This is a genomic window from Micromonospora sp. NPDC048843 (assembly GCF_040649965.1).
Lineage (GTDB): Bacteria > Actinomycetota > Actinomycetes > Mycobacteriales > Micromonosporaceae > Micromonospora > Micromonospora hortensis.
In genome coordinates, this window is the sequence record NZ_JBEZGJ010000157.1 from 1 (window position 1) to 17,300 (window position 17,300).

Sequence of the window (17,300 nt, forward strand, 5' to 3'; positions counted from 1 at the left end):
GACTGCGACCTGAACGACCTGCCGGGCTCACCGGAGACCAACTCACGGCTCTGTTACCCCGTGTACTGGACCCCGGATGGCTACACGGATCCGAAGCGGGACTGGTTCCACAAGTACGTCGTCACCGAGATCTCCGAGATCGACCGCACCGCCGACCAGCCGGCGATCACCACCCAGTACGAGTACAGCACCGCTGGGGGTGGCACGACCGTCCTCTGGGGCTACGACGACGGCGAGTTCGCCAAGAAGAAGCACCGCACGTACGGGCAGTGGCGTGGCTATTCCCAGGTGGTCACGAAGGTCGGTGAGCCGGGTCGGGGCGTACCGCTGACCACCCAGAAGCGGTTCTACCGGGGCCTGCACGACCAGCCGCTGCCAGGCGGTGGCCGGCGCAACGTACAGGTTTCCGACTCCGAGACCAACGCGTTCTCGGACCACGCGGCGCTGGCCGGTTCTCCACTCGAGGAGGCGACCCTCGACGGGTCGACCGTCGTCGAGGCGTCCACCACGCAGTACTGGACCCGCCAGACGGCCGCGCGCAGTCACTCCGGTGGTACCGACCGGGCGTACCTCACCGGCCCGTCGGTGGAGAAGACCCGCAAGTTGCTCGCGCCGAACAAGTGGGCGCGGACGGAGACCCGCACCACCTATGACACGAAGGACGGGCAACCGGAGGAGGTGTCCGATCTGGGGGACATTGACCGTACCGGTGACGAGACCTGCAGCACGACCACGTACGCCAAGAACGGCACCGCGTGGATCCGGGCGGCAGTGTCCCGGGTGGAGACGGTCGCCAAGGAGTGCGGCGGGACGGTGACCCGCCCGGCGGACGTCATCTCCGACGTGAAGACCTACCACGACGGCTCGGACACTCACGGCTCCGCCCCCAGCAAGGGCCTGGTGACCCGCGAGGACACCCTCGACACCTGGAACGGCGGACCCGTCTACGTCACCACCTCCCGGAGCAGCTACGACGCGCTCGGGCGGATCGGAAGTGCGACGGACGCCCGGGGTGGGGTCACCACCACCACGTACACACCCGCGGGCCCGGGGCCGGTCACCCAGACGGTCACCCTCAACCCGCTCCAACACAAGACGACCACCACCCAACAGCCGGCCTGGGCCGAGCCGACGTCGGTGGTGGACGCCAACGACAAGCGCACCGACCTGGCACACGACCCGTTGGGGCGGCTCACCAAGGTGTGGCTGCCGGGCCGGGCCAAGGCGACCAAGACACCGAACCTGGAGTTCGGCTACCGGGTACGTGCCGACGGGCCGCTCGCCGTCACCACCAAGCGACTCGGACCCAACGAGACCTACATATCCGAGATCGGGCTCTTCGACTCGCTGTACCGGCCGGTCCAGACGCAGGAGGCATCCCTCGCTGGGCAGCGCCTGGTCGAGTCGACCGGTTACAACGACCGGGGCCTGGAGGCGCATCGTGCAGGTCCGGCGTACGTCACCGGCGCACCGGGTGACGAGCTGCTGCAACTGAACCCGGGCGAGGACCGTGTCCGCACGGTCCTGAGTCATGACGCCGTCGGACGGGTCGTCAACGAGGGGACCTGGTCGGGCCACAGCCAGTTGTGGGCGACGGTCACCAGCTACGGCGGCAACCCGGACGGCTGGCAGGTGGCTGTCACCCCGCCGCGGGGCGGCACGGCGACCGCGACCATCAGCGACGTCCACGACCGGACCACGGAGCTCCGGCAGTTCCACGGGCTCACCCCGAGCGGCGGGTACGACGCCACGAAGTACACGTACACCCCGCGCGGCGACCTGGCGACAGTGACCGGCCCGACCGGCAAGGTCTGGCAGTACGGGTACGACCTGCGCGGCCGGGAGGTGCGCACGCTCGACCCGGACAAGGGCGAGACGACCCTCACCTACGACAACAACGACGACGTCACGTCCTCGAAGAACGACCTCGACGACGTGGTCTCCACCGAGTACGACGTCCTCGGACGGCAGAAGAAGCGCCTGGTGAACGGCCAGCTCGCCGCCGAGTGGGCGTACGACACTGTGGCGAAGGGGCACCTGTCCAAGCAGGTGTCGACAGTCGACGGACACCAGTTCGTCCGGGAGATCGTCGAGTACAGCGACGCCTACCAGGTCGCCGACGAGGAGGCGCGCATCCCGGCGATGCCGGGTCTGGGGACGGCGGCCGGGACGTACGTCTCGACGTACACCTACAAGGCAGACGGATCGCCCGACCGGATGAGCGTTCCCAAGGTCGGTGCCCTGGAGCGGGAGGTCATCGCCCGCACATACGACGACCTGGGCAACGTCACCCGGCTCGTGGGCACGTCGTACCCGTCGGGAACCAACACCGTCTACGTCGACGCCGCAACCCACTCGCCCTATGGCGAGGTGCTGAAGCGCGTCCTCGGGGTCGACAACAAGCCGCAGGCGTACCAGACCTACGTCTACGACGACCCGACCCGTCGGCTCAAGGAGTTCTACTTCGACCGGGACGCGTCGGTCAACAACGTCGCCGCCCTCTCCTACGACTACGACGCCGAGGGCAACGTCCTGTCGATGGCGAACACGCCGCTCGACAACGACGACAAACCTCGACCTGGCGACAGTGACGTCCAGTGCTTCCAGTACGACCAGTTGAGGCGGCTCACCCAGGCGTGGACGCAGGCGGCCACCGCCTGTGCCGCGGATCCGAGCGCGGGCGGCATCGGCGGTAAGTCGCCGTACTGGAAGGCGTACGCCTACCACGCGGACGGTTCCCGCAAGTCGGTCACCGACCGTCGTACCGGTGTCGCCTCCGACTACGGGTACGCCGCGGCCGACGCCGCCCAGCCACACGCGGTTCGGACCGTGACCACCGGCAGCCGGGTGGACCACTACGACTGGGATGCCACGGGCAACCTCACCTACCGCAAGGTCGACGGGGTCACCGAGAACCTGGAGTGGAACCCCCAGGGCAAACTCCAGAAGATCACCGGACCGGGCGGTACGACCCGGATGGTCTACGACGCCGATGGCAACCGGATCGCCCGGATCGACCCGAACGGTCAGGCCACCGTCTTCGTCGCCGGGCAGGAACTGGTCGTCCAAGGTCAGGACACCACGGCGACCCGGTACTACGAGCACGCCGGCGACACGGTCGCCTCTCGGGCCGCGTCCACCGCGACCGGCCCCAAGGACCTGACCTGGCTCGCCGCCGACCAGCACGACTCGGCACACTGGTCGGTCAACTCGGTCACCCGGGTGGACACGGTCCGATACTCCGACCCGTTCGGGAACGCCCGATCGGGTGGCACCGGCGGCACCTGGCCCTCCGGCCAGCGGGGCTTCGTCGGCGGCATCAGCGATCCGACCGGCCTGTCGCTGTTGGGTGCCCGCTTCTACGACGCGGCGCTCGGAGCGTTCATCTCCGTCGACCCGGAGACTGACGAGTACGACCCGCAGCGGATGCACCCGTTCGCGTACGCGAACAACAACCCGGTCACCTTCGCCGACCCGGACGGCCTCTTCTTCGGAAAGATCAAGAGCGCCGCCAGCCGGGCCGGCAACGCGGTCGCCGGCGCTGCCAAGTCGGCGGTCAAGACCGTGGTCAACAACGCGGGCACGATCTCCGCGGTCGCGGGCGGGATAGCCATGGTGGCGGCGGTACTGCCACCACCGGCCCAGGTGGTGGCGGCCGCTGCCGCCGCCGTGTCGGCGGTGGCAGGCGCGATCGACACCGCGAAGACCTGCGCGGGTGGCGACACTGCGGGCTGCGCCATGGGTATCGCGTCGATGGTCCCGGGAGTCCGGCAGGCGAAGACAGCTGCTCGTGGCGCCGGCGCGGTCAAGAAGGCTGTGAAGGGGAAAGCGCCCCGCGGCTGCAACAGCTTCCTTCCCGGCACCCAGGTCCTGATGGCGGACGGCAGCTACAAGGCCATCGAGGAGATTCGCCTCGACGACGTCGTGTGGGCGGCGGACCCGGAGACCGGTAAGGGCGGCGCCCGGCCGGTCACCGCGCTGATCACCGGCGGCGGGCAGAAAACGCTGGTCGACATCAGCATCGACTCCGACAGTGACGGCATGGCCGACGGCACGGTGACCGCCACCGACGGTCACCCGTTCTGGGTCAGCAATCAGCAGGAATGGCTGCGCGCCGAGCACCTGAGGCAGGGTGACCTGCTACTGAGCCCGGACGGTGCTCGGGTCAGCGTCATCGCGGTCGTCGCCTATGGCGCGGTCGCGACGGTGCACAACCTCACTGTCGACGACATCCACACCTATCACGTCCTGGTCGGCGACACCGACGTCCTCGTTCACAATCAGGGCGGTCCGGATGAGATCTGTGAGCTGGACGCGAGGGATATCCATTTCACCCAGGACTCGGCCTCAAACCAGTTCAGTGATCGCCCGGGAACACTGCTCGAGCTGGCCGAGGATCTCAAGCGCGGCAAAAACCTCAACATCCCGGCCATTCGCGTCTTCGAGGAGAATGGCAAGATGTACACGCTCGACAACCGGCGCCTGCTGGCGTATCAGATCGCCAACAAACCGATCAGGACTAAAAGGGCGACCGGGCGTGAGGTCTTCAAAGATCGATTCGACCCGAAGAAGAAGTGGAAAAAGAACACAGAGATCGATGGTGGTAACCGGATCACGCTCAAATCTTCGACCAAAAATCCGAAGTGGCAGCGGACATGGCACAAAAGATTGGGATGGGATGCATGACGTAGACCGCTTTTTCTTGGACGCATCGGGCGAGAACGTAGGCCTTGATGAGACTGTGCGCTCGCACGACGATCTGATTGAGTTCGTGGTGGCATTACGGAGTGATCTGGTGGAACAGCGGGAGAAGTGGGAGAACCGAAATGTAGGGGACTATCTCGGATCTATCGCCAGAGCTATCCGAGACATGCTCGACGATGAATATGATGATCTTGATCGTTTTCCTGTCACTGCTGGCTGGCTGTGGGTCGGACGGAACTACGAGTAGAGTCAACGGAGGTGATCAGGGCCTTGGGCGCTGATTCACGAAATTCGGAAATCGACCACTTCCTCGGGTCGACCGGGCAGGCTGCTGGCGAGTTCGATCGGCTGAGCGAGACGGTGACGTCCGAGGCTGATTTCCTCGCATTCTTGGAGGCGCTCCTGCGGGATGATCACTTCACGGACTGGGAGGGGCCGATCGAGGGGTACCTTGACCGGCTCATCTCCTGGTTGCGGTCAACGGAGGGGCGACGACGCATGGCGGCGTATCCGAACGAATTTTCGGCAATGGCCGCGGCGTTCTATGTCGGCATCGCAAAAGTGGATGATGAACGTGGTCTTGTCACGTAGACATTGAGATCTCATGTCGTGGGTGTGATAAGGCGTTCAACCGCGTGAGGTCCACTGTGGAAGAAGCCAGGTGTCGGTAGTTTGCGGCAGATGGGCCGGCGCAACTTGCTGGCGACGGGCAGCATGGGGCGGCATGGAGCTCCTGCTGCTGCCGTTCCGGTGGATATACCGGGCTTTGGTGTGGTTCGCCAACTCGCCCCGCACGCTGATCACCTCGTACCTGCTGATGATCGTGGTGGCCGGTTTCATCTACGGGGAGGTCGAGCAGCGCAGCCCGGCCGATGCCGTCTGGTGGGCGGTGGTGACCGCCTCCACCGTCGGGTACGGCGACATCTCGCCGACCACCTGGGCCGGCCGGACGTTGGCGGCGCTGCTCATCTCGACAATGGTCCTGCTGGTCATCCCGCTGATCACCGCGCACTTCGCGAGCCGGCTGATCGTCGACGACAACGCCTTCGAGCATGAGGAGCAGGAGCAGCTCAAGGCCGACGTGCGCCGGATGCGGGCGCTGCTGGAGGAGTTGGCCGCCCGGCAGGGGATCGCTCTGCCCCCACTGCCGCCGACCCAGCCGGTCAGCGGGCCGGGCAGCGCTGCCCCTCCGGTGGCACGGTCAGGTCGATCAGGTACGCGTCGACGGCGTTGGTGATGCAGGAGGTCTGTGGGTAGGCGGTGTGTCCCTCGCCCTCCCAGGTGAGCACCCGACCGACGCCCAGCATCGAGGCGAGCCGTGGGGTCTGCTCGTACGGTGTCGCCGGGTCGCCGGTGGTGCCGACCACCACGATCGGCGGCGCGCCGTTCGCCTTGCCGGTCGGGTACGGGTCCCGCCCGCCCGGCCACTCGACGCAGCTCAGCATGCCCACCGCCAACGCCGGCCCGAACAGCGGGTATTTCCCGCGCCACTCGGACTGCAACTGCCGGATCTGCTGCCGGCTCGGCTTCTCCGTCTCGTCGGCGCAGTTGATGGCCAGGTTGGCGTCGAACAGGTTCGAGTAGTGCCCGTTGTCCTCCCGGCCGGCGTACGCGTCGGCGAGTCGGAACACGTCCTTCGGGTCGCCCTCGGCCAGCTTGTCGATCGCCTGGGCCAGCTCCTGCCAGCCGGATTCGGTGTAGAGCGAGGAGATGACGGCGTAGAACACCCAGCCGGCGGTGGCCTCCCGCCCGTCGTCGCCGCGTACCGGGGAGACCTTGGCCTTGTCGATGGCCGAGGTGACGGCGGCGCGGGCGTCCGGGGCGATCGGGCAGCGGCCGGCGTTCGCCGCGCACCAGCGGGTGAAGTTGGTGAAGGCCCGTTCGAAGCCGCGGGCCTGGCTTTCCGAGCCCTCGACCAGCCGCTGCTGCGGGTCGACGGCGCCGTCGAGCACCAGCGCCCGCACCCGCTGCGGGTAGAGCTGGGCGTACGTGGCACCGAGCAGGGTGCCGTACGAGTAGCCGAGGTAGGTCAGCTTGTCGTCGCCCACTGCGGCGCGTACCGCGTCCATGTCGCGGGCGGCCTGCTCGGTGCCGTACAGCGGCAACTGGTCGCCGTAGCGGTCGCCACAGCCGCGCCCGATCCGCTGGCTGAGACCGACGAAGCCGTCGAATGCCGACTGGCTCGCCGGGTCCGGGTCGAAACCGAAGCTGGCGTTCAGGTCGGCGTCGGAGATGCACTTGACCGGGCTGGACCGGGAGACCCCACGCGGGTCGAAGCCGACGATGTCGAAGCGCTCGGTGATCGAGGCGGGCAGCCCGCCGAACTGGGGGCCGAAGGAGAGGTAGACGGCGGTGTCGACACCGGACCCACCCGGACCACCCGGGTTGATCACCAACGAGCCCACCCGGTCGCGCTGCTTGGTGGACCGGGCGCGCAGCAGGGCGATCTCGAAGGTCTGCCCGGCGCCCGGGCCGGCGCTCGCCCCGCCGCCGGTGCCCCAGTCACGGGGCACCGCGATCCGGGTGCACTCGTAGCGCATGTTCGGTGCGCCCCGCCCGACCAACTCGTCGGGCACCTCCGGGCAGGGCTTCCAGTTCGGTGCGCTGCCGGTCGGGGCTGCCGCGCCCTCCACCTCGGTGCGCGGCGCGAACGCCGGCAGCGTGCAGCCGGCGGTCAGCAGCGCGGCGACGACGAAGGCGGCCAGAGTGCGACGGACCCGGCGGCTGGACGCCATCCGAGGCTGGTCGGCGGTGCGGGTCACGTGGTCCTCCGGAATCGGGTCGACGGCCAGGCTACGCCGAGCCGGTGGCGGCTCGGTCCACGGTGGCCGTCGGATCGCCGCGCAGTACCTGGTCCACGTCGAAGCGGATCGGCCGCTCAAGCTGGTCGTAGCGGCAGGATCGGGGGTCGCGGTCCGGCCGCCACCGAACGAACTGCGCGGTGTGCCGGAACCGTTCGCCCTCCATGGCGTCGTAGCCCACCTCGACCACCAACTCGGGGCGCACCGGCTCCCACTCCAGGTTCTTCGTGCCCGTCCAGCGGCTGACCCCACCCGGGATGCGTTGGCCGCGCTCGTGGTCGCCGTGCACCCACGGGTGCTCGCCGCCGGTGTCCCGATAGGGCGCCAGTTCGTCGAGCAGCTCGGCGCGGCGGGCCATGCTGAACGACGCGCTCACGCCCACGTGGTGCAGGACTCCGGCGTCGTCGTACAGGCCGAGCAGCAGTGAGCCCACCACCGGGCCGGACTTGTGCCAGCGGAAGCCGGCCACCACCGCGTCCGCGGTGCGGGCATGCTTGACCTTGAACATCAGTCGCTTGCCCGGCGAGTACGGCAGGTCGGCCGGCTTGACGATCAAACCGTCCAGCCCGGCGCCCTCGAAGACGTCGAACCAGCGGCGCGCGGTGTCCGGGTCGGTGGTGACCTGGGTGACGTGCACCGGCGGGCGCACCCCGGCCAGCGCCTCGACCAGCCGCTCCCGGCGGCGCGGGTAGGGCTGGTCCAGCAGTGCCTCGTCACCGATCGCCAGCAGGTCGAACGCGACGAAGTCGGCCGGGGTGGTCTCGGCCAGCATCTTCACCCGGGACGCGGCCGGGTGGACGCGCTGGGCCAGCAGCTCGAAATCCAGCCGGGGCTGGCCGCTCGGCCCGTCGCGCCGAATCACGATCAACTCCCCGTCGACAGCGCAGCGCTCCGGCAACTGCCGGCGGGCCTGCTCGACCACCTCGGGGAAGTAGCGGGTCATCGACTTGCCGCCCCGGCTGGACAACTCGACCTCGTCGCCGTCGCGGAACACGATGCACCGGAACCCGTCCCACTTGGGCTCGTAGGTCACCCCGGGCGTGGTGGGCAGCTTGGGAACGCTCTTGGCCAGCATCGGCTCGACCGGCGGGTTGATCGGCAGGTCCACGCCGACCAGTCAATCAGACGGTGCCGACAGTCGTGAGGCAGATCACCGTGGATGGCGGGGCGGCGTGTCCCCCTACGCGTCGCTCGTCCCCACCGGGCGAATCGAATAACCCCAGGTCAGAGCTACTTTCGCGAGGTGTCCGAGTGGGTCTGTGACTGCTGCGGGCGGTGGCGGGTGAGCGTCGAGCTGATCCGGGGCCGCTACCGGTTCCGGCTGACCCGCCGCTACCCGGAGCGGTTCGGCGGCGGCCGGAACGTGCTCGGCGAGGTCGGCTCGGTGCCCGAGCTGGAGGAGCTGTTGCGTCGGCGTACCCCGCTCACCCTGGCCGACCTGCGCGAGGCCGCCTGATCCGCGCGGCCGCGGGGTGCGGCCGGGAACTGCCCGGCGCCGGGCCCGAGTACCTCCACTGAGGATGGACGGACGGCGTTGAACGTCGCTGTCACAATGCTCCCGGCGGCCTCGTCTGCACCCGTGGCGGTGCCGAGCGGCGCCGCCGGGGAGGGGAACACCATGCGGTTCGAGGCCGATACCGAGATCGCCGCGGATGCCGAGCAGGTCTGGGCGGTGCTTGTCGACGTACCCCGCTGGCCCGAGTGGACGGACTCGGTGACCCGGGCCGAGCGGGGGGAGCCGGGGCCGCTGGACGTCGGCGCGACAGCACGACTGACCCAGCCGAAGCTGCGGCCGGCCCTCTGGCGGGTCACCGAGCTGACCGAGGGGCGGGAGTTCGTCTGGGCCTCCGAGGCGCCGGGCGTGCGGACCACGGGGGAGCACCGGCTGCTGCCGCTGCCCGACGGGCGTACCCGCGTCGAGTTGGTCATCAACCAGTCCGGCCCGCTGGCCGGCCTGATCGGCTGGCTCTACGGCGGGCTGTTCCGCCGCTACGTGCGGATGGAGGCCGACGGGCTCAGGCGTCGCTGCGAGCGGAGCTGACGGCCGGCTTCTCCAGCACGGCCAACGAGATGCCGTTCGGGTCCGGGCGGTGCGCCACGATCCGGTAGCCGTGCCGCTGGTACAACCGCAGGTTGCGTGCGCTGTCCGCGCCGGTGAACAGGGTGAAGCGGGCCGCCCGGCCGGCGCAGGCCCGCTCGACGGCGGTGAGCAGTTGCGCCCCGACACCCCGCCCCTGCTGGTCCGGGGCGACCGAGAGGCGGCCGACGTGCGCGGTGTCCCCGTCCAGGTGGGCCCGCACCGAGCCGACCAGCCGGTGCCCCAACCGGGCGACGAGCACGATGCTCGGGCCGGTCAGCACCGTCACTACCTCGTCCAACGTCTCGGTCAGCGGAGGCAGGAACGGATCGGCGTAGTGCTGCGCCTCGCTCAGGTACGCGGCGCGCTGCACGGTGAGGATCTCGCCGGCGTCCACGACACCGGCCGGAACGATGCTCGCCTCGGCGTTCATCGGGGCAGCACACCACAGCCGCCGGTGCCATCGACGGGCGGCCCGACCGCGCCGGCCGTACCCTGACCCGTGTCCGGTCGAGGTCGAGGTCGAGGGGGCAACGGTGGCCGAGCTGACGTACCCGGAGGTGGGGTCGACCCGGCACGGGCCGCTGCCCGGCGGGTACCACCACCTGCGCCACCGGTATCCGTTGCCCGGCGGCTGCTTCGAGACCGCCGCCGACGCGGTGCTGAGCTGGCGGCTGCACCGCGCCGCCGGCGTCCGGATCCGCACCGATTCGCCGCGGGCCATCACCGGTGCGCTGGTGACCTCCGGCCTAGGCGTCGGCCCGGCCCGCGTCTGGGGGCCGTGCCAGGTGGTCTGGAGCGCGGACTCGCCCACGCTCGCCGGTTTCGGCTACGGCACCCTGCACGGCCATCCGGAGCGGGGCGAGGAGGCGTTCGAGGTCGTCCGCGACGACGCCGGCGCGGTCTGGTTCGAGGTCCGCGCGTTCAGCCTTCCGGACCGCTGGTTCACCCGCGCCGGAGGCCCTGCGGTTCGGGCGGTGCAGCACACGTACGCCTGGTGGCTCGGCCGTACCCTGCGCCGGCTCTGCGTGGGTCGCTGAACACCCTGGCGCCGGAGCGACTCAGAATCGGGCGAACGAGCGGATCGGGGCGCGCGGGCCGTACTTCGGTGCCCGGATGCCGGCCGCCTCCAGCAGCAGACACACCCGGCCCCGGTGACCCCGGAACGGCTCCAGCAGGGCCATCATCCGGGCGTCGTCGCCCCTCGGTTCGCTGGCGAGCGCCCAGGCCACGGTGTTCGGGATGTGGTAGTCGCCGACGCTGACAGCGTCCGGGTCGCCGTACGCGATCCGCACCACCTCCGCGGCCGTCCACGGGCCGATGCCGGGGATCGCGGTCAGCCGGCGGGTGGCGTCGGCGGAGTCGGTGCTGCGCTCCAGCCGGTCGGCGAGCGCCGCGGCGCGACGGAGCGTGTCAGCTCTGCGCTGCTCCACCCCGAACGGGTGGAACACCCAGTACGGGGCCGCGGCCACTGTGGCTGACTCGGGCGGCAGGAGCAGCGGCTGCAACGGGCCGGGAGCCGGCTCCCGGAAGTGCCGCACCATCGCCGAGTACGCCCGGTAGGCCTCCTTGCCGGTGACCTTCTGCTCGAAGACCGCGCGCAGAAGTCGGGGGAAGACCTCCCCGGTGGCGGGCATCCGGAGGCCCCGGTGCTCCCGGGCCAGCCGTGCGACCAGCGGGTGCGCCGCTGCCAGTTCGGTGAAGCCGGTCAGGTCGTCACGCAGCCCGGCGATCGCGTCGGCGCGGGCGAGGACGTGCTCCGCGCCGGGCCCGTACCCCTCGGCGAGCAACTCGCCGCCGGCCGGTCGCAGCGCGAGCGTGGCCGGACCGTCCGGGGTGCGGGTGGCCCACCAGAAGGTGCCGGCAGCCACCCGGGCGCACGGGTCGTACGGGCTGAAGGTGAGCGCGCGGACCGAGGCGGTCAGCCGATAGCCGACCGGTGGGCGCAGCACCCTGGTCGCGGCGGGTTCGGTAGCGGTCACCCCGCCACTCTGCCAGGTCAGGGTGGGTGCTGGCGACCGCCGTACCGGTCTGGCCGGAGAACCCACCCCGGACACGGCGGTGGCCGGTCGCGCCCTCCCCGGCGACGACCGACCACCGTGCCCTCGTTGGCGACCAGGCTCAGTACGAGTAGCCCGAGCCGCCGGCGTCGTTCGAGCCGCTGTCCGCCGGCGGTGCGACAGCCTTGGGCGTGCCCTTGGGCAGGCAGCTCAGGTTCTTCTTGCCGTCCGGCTGGACCACGAACCAGGTGCCACCGACAGCCTGGCCCTTCCACTGGCCGGGCTTCTTGTCACCGATGTAGCGGTAGACCGGCCAGCCGGCGATGGTGAGCTGACGGGTGCCGTCCTGCCGGGTCACGCTGCCGACCTTGTCGTCGGAGACGCCGGTGAGCTCCGGGTTGCCGTCGGTCAGTGCCGGGGGCCACACCTCGGCGCACTTGTCGACGCAGTTCGACGACGGCGGGTCGGCGGTGTCCTTGTCGAAGCGGTACAGGATCCAGCCGTCCTGGTCGGTGACCACCTTGCCCATCCGGGCGACACTCTTACCGACCAACTTCTCCGTCAGGTCGACGTCCGCGGGCGGGGCGTCGGCGGCGGGCGCCTCCGGGGAAGCCGAGGCCTCAGGTTCAACCGTCGCGGTGGGCTCGGCCGCGGCGACGGCGACCGGCTCGGCCGCGCTCGAGTTCGCCCCGTCGTAACCCGCGGGAGCGCAGGCCGTTAGTGCGACCATCGCGCTCGCGACGATGACGGTCCGCTTCATCTGTGCCACGTGCCCTCCTCATTCTTGACAGTTCACCCATAGGTACGGCGGGAGGGCTGTCAAGGTTGAAGTAGTAACAGTGGTCAATTTCACGTAAACCGATTGAACCGTTTCGGGCCACCATGCGTACGCCCCCGCGAGGGGACCCTCCGCCTCAACGACGGATCGGCGCCGGCCATTGTGACAATGACCGGCGCCGATGCGGTAAGCGCGCTTACATGGGTACGGTGACCAGCGGACTCGCCACGCCGTTGGCATCCACCGACTGCACCTGGAGCTGCTTGATGTCCTTCGGCAGAGCCGACGTAGAGGCGCTCAGTTCGAGACCCTGCGGCCGGGTGTTGGTGCCATAGCCGCCCTCCGGCACCGACCAGGTCGAGATGACCTCGGTGGTGGCGTTCTTGCGCACCACCACCAGTCGGCAGATACGTGGGCCGGGCAGCTTCCGCAGGCTGAAATTGATCCGGGTGCCGTAGTCCTTGGTCACCAGGAACATGGTGGTCTGCACACCGGTGGTCGGGTCGGTCGCCTCGACCTGGTCGCCCTCCACCTCGGTGCCGCCCACACCCGGGCCGCTCGGCGCGGCCGTCGGCACGCTCGTCGGCGGGGCGGGCGCGCTCGGCGTCGACTCGGCGAGCACCCCCGGCGGTTGGTCGTTGCCGGTCACGCTGACGAAGCCGTACCCGGTCAGACCGCCGAAGACCACCACAGCGGCGGCCGTCGCGAGCATGTGACGAAACCGGGTACGCCGCCGGTCGGCCCGGACCGCGCCGAGCGTCCGGTCCAGCAGGGCCGGGTCGGTCGCCGTCTGCTCCAGCGCCATCATCGTCTCGCCGTCGATGTCGGACAGCAGCCCGACCACCGGCACCATCGTCTCCAACTCGGCCGCGCACGCCCAGCAGGTGGCGAGATGCTCCTCGAACCGCTCAGTGTCCTGCTCGTCGAGCACACCGAGCGCGTACGCCGCGACGTCCATGTGGTCCGGCCGGCTCATTCTGTCACCCCCCGCTCCTGCAGAGCCGTGCGCAGCGCGCGCAGCGCGTAGTAGACCCTCGACTTGGCGGTGCCGAGCGGCAGGCCCAACTCCTCGGCGGCCTCCGGCACCGTCCGCCCCCGGAAGTACGTCGAGATCAGGATCTCCCGGTGCGACTGACTGAGCGTACGCAGCGCGTCCGCCACCGTCATGGTCCGCAGCACCCGGTCGGTGCTGTCCGCCTCGGCGAACGCGGTGAGGTCCCGGTCGTACGTCTCCGGCGGCCGGGCCTCCTGGCTGCGGTGCTCGTCGATGGCGATGCGGCGGGCCACGGTGACCAACCACGGCCGCAGCGAACCCTGCCCCTGGGTGCCCAGGCGGTGCGCGTTGCGCCAGGCCCGCAGCAGCGTCTCCTGGACGATGTCCTCCGCGCGCTGCCGGTCCCCACCGGTGAGGCGCATGACGAACATCAGCAACGGGCCGGCGTGCTCGGCATAGAGCTGACGGATCAACTGGTCGGAGTGGCTGGCCTCGGTTGTCGTCGCCTGATGGCGCCCGGGCGCCGGTCGCGGCGTCACCGGACCATTCTGGCGAGGCGTCGCCCGCGAGTCGACCCCCCGGGCAGACGAGGTTGACCGTGACGAGGGTCGCGCCGACAACCAGTCAGCGCGTACCGCGTCGCCATGCCAACCGGCCGCCACCGCGTGCATGCAGACCTCCGGGATGTCCGTGACCAACGCCGGCCCACGAGGTGGGCCGCCCGGTGGTACGCAGCGCCGGCCCCAGCGGATCAACAAACGACCAAAAAACTTCCCCGCCGCTGCCGAGTGGACGGTCAGCGGCGCACCGAGAACAGCCCCGGCGGTGGCGGATCGGAGCCGGTCGCGTCGGCGTCCCGCACCACCTGCGCGCCACCGACGAAGCGGTCCAGGTCGTCGCCGGCCACCACCCGGCCGGGGAACCAGTCGCCGGCAGCGCGTCTGGTCAGCGCCGGCACCGGCGGTGTGGACCGCCCGGCGACCAGCACCAGATTGCCGTACCGGCGCCCACGCAGCACCGCCGCGTCCCCGACCAGACATGCCTGCGGCAGCACCGAACGGACGGTGGCGACCTGCCCACGGGCGTGCCGCAGCGGCGGGCCGTCGGCCAGGTTCGCCAGGTACCAACCAGCGGGGCGGAGCACCCTTGCCACCTCGGCCGCGTACTCCACCGACGTGAGGTGGGCCGGCGTACGCGCACCGGCGAACACGTCGGCCACCACCACGTCGTAGCTGGCCTCCCGGGTGGACGCCAGCACCGCCCGGGCGTCCTCCACCCGGACCCGCAACCGGGCGTCGGACGGCCACGGCAACGCCCGACGGACCAGCTCCACCAGCGCACCGTCCACCTCGGACACCCGCTGGGTAGATCCGGGTCGGGTGGCGGAGACGTACCGGGGCAGGGTCAGCGCGCCGCCACCCAGATGCAGCACGCGTAGCGGCGCACCGGCCGGCGCGATCAGATCCACGGCGGCGGCCAACCGTCGCACGTACTCGAACTCGAGGTGGGTGGGGTCGGTCAGGTCGACGTGCGACTGCGGCGCGCCGTCCAGCAGCAGCGTCCACGAGCCGGCCCGGTCCGGATCAGGCACCAGCTCCGCCAGCCCGGTGTCCACCTGCTCGACCACCCGGTCACCAGCCCGTTTACGCCCCACCGGAACCAGTATCCGCGCTCATCGGGCGGCGCGGGCCGCGGCGGTCAACGCACGGTGCAGCAGCCGGGAATCGCCGAGCAGGGCCCGCAGCCGGCGCTCCAGGCCGGCGATCGGGATCAGGTTCTGCGGGGCCCGCGGATCCTTGTACGGGGTGGAAGCGAAACGCGGCAGGGTAACCAGCGACAGGTCGGCCAGCTCGATCGCCGCCTCGACGGGCAGGTCGGCAGAGCACTCCACCCGAACGACGCCCGCCCACGGCGCGCCGATCGCCACCGGCAGCCGCAAATACCACGACCAACCACCCCAGGCGGTGCCGAGCCGGAACACCGGGGAGCGCTCACCCGACGCCATACCCGTCACCACAGCGGTCAGCCGGGCATCCAGGTACTGACTGTGCTGCGTCTTGATGTAGCCCAGGGTGCGCGGCAACTGCCGACGACTGCGCAGCGGGCCGTCCACCACCAACAGGTCACCGTCGACCCGGGCGGCGTCGGACACCGCCACCTCCAACGCGGTCAGCGGGCCCTGAACGGCGGCCGGCAGTTTCGCCAGCTCACCGGTGCCACCCACCCGGTGCACCGGGTAACGGATCGCACCCGCCACCACATCCTGCGCCGACGGGCTCGCCGTGAACAGGCCCCGAGCAACCCGTGTGCCCGCCAACTGCGCCGCACCCCGCCCCAGGTCACACCGGACCACGCCGGCCGCGTACGAGGCGGCCAACCCGGGGAACGACAGGCCGTCGGTCTCCGCCGTCCAGATGCTCGCGTCGATGCGGCGAACCCCGTCGACCAGCAACACCACGTCGGGCGCCCGCACCCCCGGGCGTACCCCGATGGCCCGCCAGTCCACGGCGGGCAACTCCACATCCGCGTCGACCTGGGCGCTGCTCGGCGCGGCCGGCCCGGCGGCGGACGCCTCGAACGACGCCCCGTACGCCGGATCCCACGAATCCACGAAGAACGCGGCGTCACTCACCGGCCGGACCGTCCCATCCGCGCTGCACTCCTCGCGCTCACCGGCCCGTCCGCTCCACGCGCGCGGACCGAGCATCCTTGCGCACCTCGAAGCGGACCGGGATCCGCTCGGCCAACGCCGGCACGTGGGTGACCACGCCGACCATCCGATCGCCCCGGGCCGCCAGGTTTTCCAGTGTCGCGGCCACCGTGTCCAGGGTGGCGGCGTCGAGCGTGCCGAAACCCTCGTCCAGGACGATCGACTCCAGGCTCGCCGCCGTGGTGGACATCCCCGCCAACTGCTCGGAGAGCGCCAACGCCAGTGCCAGCGACGCCTGGAACGTCTCACCCCCGGAGAGGGTGCGCACGCCGCGACGCAGCCCCGCGTCGTGGTGGTCGACCACCACGAACTCGCCCTTGTCGTGCACCAGCTCGTACTGCCCGGAAGACAACTCGCGCAGGATCCCCGACGCGCCGTCGACCAGCAGGTCCAGCGCCTCGGCCAGCAACCACCGCTCGAAGTTGTTGGCCCGCAGGTGCCCGGCGAGCGCGCGCGCCACCTGCGCCTCCCGCTCGTGCCCCGCCCGCTGCTCGCGCAACGTCCCGGCCTGCTCGCGACGCTCGTGCAGCCGCCGCCGGTCGGCGTCGGCCCGCTCCACCGCCACCGTCGCCGCGTGCACCGGGTCGTCCCCGACCGGCACCTCGGCGGCGGCGAAGATGCCCGCGATGGCCAGCTGAACCCCGTCGGCCACCGACTCGGCCTCCGCCACGGCGGCGGCCCGACCGGCCCGCTCGGCGCGGCGGCGCTCCGCCTCGGTGGTAGCCCACTCGGTCAGCGCCCCCCACGCGGCAGCCACGTCGTCCCGGTCGGTCGCCGGTGGGCCGAACCGGGCCAACCCGTCACGGGCGGCGTCAAAGGCCCGCCACGCCGACCGCAGCCGCTCCTCGGCGGCGTCCACAGCGGCCCGGGCCTGTCGAGCGGTCTCGCGGCCGGCCCGGACCGCTGTCGCCGCCTCCTCCAGCGCGCCCCGCAACCGGGCGTGCTCGGCCAACTCCCGGCTCAACACGGCCGGCTCGGCCGCACCCGAGAGCTGCCCGTCCAACTCGGCCAGCCGGGCCTCCAAATGCTCCTGCCGGGCTCGCGCCTGCACCAGCAGCCGCTCCAGCTCCCGCGCCGCCGTGTCCCGCTGCTGCACCGTCGCCTGCGCGGCCTTTGTCGCGGCCCGCGCGGCCTTGCCCAGGTTGGTGCGGCCGCCTTGAGCGACCGCATGACCGTCAGCAACTCCTCGGTCTCCTGCGGGGTGAGCACCGCGGTCGGCTCGTCCAGGATGAGCAG

Annotated in this window: 17 protein-coding genes; 7 read left to right on the top strand and 10 right to left on the bottom strand. The window is 70.8% G+C overall.

What is annotated here, in order from left to right:
- The 4 genes from AB0C20_RS28255 to AB0C20_RS28270 all read left to right on the top strand — a co-directional run.
- The coding region (locus AB0C20_RS28255) for a polymorphic toxin-type HINT domain-containing protein (protein WP_357569083.1) at window positions 1-4,686 on the top strand (4,686 nt) is incomplete at its 5' end.
- Window positions 4,679-4,951 (top strand): hypothetical protein, encoded by a 273-nt coding sequence (locus tag AB0C20_RS28260; protein WP_357182624.1) that lies wholly within the window; start codon window positions 4,679-4,681, stop codon window positions 4,949-4,951. The genes AB0C20_RS28255 and AB0C20_RS28260, both read left to right, overlap by 8 nt.
- 11 nt (window positions 4,952-4,962) lie before the next feature.
- Window positions 4,963-5,295: a hypothetical protein gene (locus AB0C20_RS28265; protein ID WP_357182620.1), complete on the top strand. Its 333-nt coding sequence runs from the start codon at window positions 4,963-4,965 to the stop codon at window positions 5,293-5,295.
- 133 nt (window positions 5,296-5,428) lie between these two features.
- Window positions 5,429-5,941 (top strand): potassium channel family protein, encoded by a 513-nt coding sequence (locus tag AB0C20_RS28270; protein WP_357182617.1) that lies wholly within the window; start codon window positions 5,429-5,431, stop codon window positions 5,939-5,941.
- Here the strand turns inward: AB0C20_RS28270 and AB0C20_RS28275 are convergent.
- Window positions 5,868-7,439, bottom strand: coding sequence for an alpha/beta hydrolase (locus tag AB0C20_RS28275; RefSeq protein WP_357569086.1), 1,572 nt, complete (start codon window positions 7,437-7,439; stop codon window positions 5,868-5,870). The two genes, AB0C20_RS28270 and AB0C20_RS28275, sit on opposite strands and share 74 nt — an antisense overlap.
- 58 nt (window positions 7,440-7,497) lie before the next feature.
- On the bottom strand, window positions 7,498-8,613 hold the full coding sequence (locus AB0C20_RS28280; protein ID WP_357569084.1) for an ATP-dependent DNA ligase: 1,116 nt from the start codon (window positions 8,611-8,613) through the stop codon (window positions 7,498-7,500).
- A gap of 135 nt (window positions 8,614-8,748) precedes the next feature.
- On the opposite strand from AB0C20_RS28280, the gene AB0C20_RS28285 reads away from it, so the two are divergent.
- Window positions 8,749-8,961, top strand: a complete 213-nt coding sequence (locus AB0C20_RS28285; RefSeq protein WP_124858806.1) for a hypothetical protein — start codon at window positions 8,749-8,751, stop codon at window positions 8,959-8,961.
- A 123-nt stretch (window positions 8,962-9,084) separates the two neighbouring features.
- Window positions 9,085-9,546, top strand: coding sequence for an SRPBCC family protein (locus AB0C20_RS28290; RefSeq protein ID WP_357182609.1), 462 nt, complete (start codon window positions 9,085-9,087; stop codon window positions 9,544-9,546).
- Here AB0C20_RS28290 and AB0C20_RS28295 read toward each other — a convergent pair.
- Window positions 9,521-10,015, bottom strand: a complete 495-nt coding sequence (locus tag AB0C20_RS28295; protein WP_357182606.1) for a GNAT family N-acetyltransferase — start codon at window positions 10,013-10,015, stop codon at window positions 9,521-9,523. The two genes, AB0C20_RS28290 and AB0C20_RS28295, sit on opposite strands and share 26 nt — an antisense overlap.
- A 103-nt stretch (window positions 10,016-10,118) precedes the next feature.
- Here AB0C20_RS28295 and AB0C20_RS28300 point away from each other — a divergent pair, with 103 nt between their 5' ends.
- Window positions 10,119-10,622 (top strand): DUF1990 domain-containing protein, encoded by a 504-nt coding sequence (locus tag AB0C20_RS28300; protein WP_357182604.1) that lies wholly within the window; start codon window positions 10,119-10,121, stop codon window positions 10,620-10,622.
- Window positions 10,623-10,643: 21 nt separating this feature from the next.
- On the opposite strand, the gene AB0C20_RS28305 is transcribed toward AB0C20_RS28300, so the two are convergent.
- The 7 genes from AB0C20_RS28305 to AB0C20_RS28335 all read right to left on the bottom strand — a co-directional run.
- On the bottom strand, window positions 10,644-11,564 hold the full coding sequence (locus AB0C20_RS28305; RefSeq protein WP_357182602.1) for a DNA-3-methyladenine glycosylase 2 family protein: 921 nt from the start codon (window positions 11,562-11,564) through the stop codon (window positions 10,644-10,646).
- Between the two features lie 139 nt (window positions 11,565-11,703).
- Window positions 11,704-12,351, bottom strand: coding sequence for a hypothetical protein (locus tag AB0C20_RS28310; RefSeq protein ID WP_238678867.1), 648 nt, complete (start codon window positions 12,349-12,351; stop codon window positions 11,704-11,706).
- Window positions 12,352-12,556: 205 nt separating this feature from the next.
- On the bottom strand, window positions 12,557-13,336 hold the full coding sequence (locus AB0C20_RS28315) for a zf-HC2 domain-containing protein (protein WP_357182598.1): 780 nt from the start codon (window positions 13,334-13,336) through the stop codon (window positions 12,557-12,559).
- Window positions 13,333-14,025 (bottom strand): sigma-70 family RNA polymerase sigma factor, encoded by a 693-nt coding sequence (locus tag AB0C20_RS28320; protein ID WP_238683305.1) that lies wholly within the window; start codon window positions 14,023-14,025, stop codon window positions 13,333-13,335. Before AB0C20_RS28320 ends, AB0C20_RS28315 begins: the two co-directional genes overlap by 4 nt.
- Window positions 14,026-14,150: 125 nt before the next feature.
- Complete coding sequence (locus AB0C20_RS28325; protein WP_357182594.1) at window positions 14,151-15,008, bottom strand: fused MFS/spermidine synthase; 858 nt, start codon at window positions 15,006-15,008, stop codon at window positions 14,151-14,153.
- Between the two features lie 18 nt (window positions 15,009-15,026).
- Window positions 15,027-16,061, bottom strand: a complete 1,035-nt coding sequence (locus AB0C20_RS28330; protein ID WP_357182591.1) for a hypothetical protein — start codon at window positions 16,059-16,061, stop codon at window positions 15,027-15,029.
- Window positions 16,024-17,300: SbcC/MukB-like Walker B domain-containing protein (locus AB0C20_RS28335; protein ID WP_357569085.1), on the bottom strand; the 1,277-nt coding region annotated here is incomplete at its 5' end. The genes AB0C20_RS28330 and AB0C20_RS28335, both read right to left, overlap by 38 nt.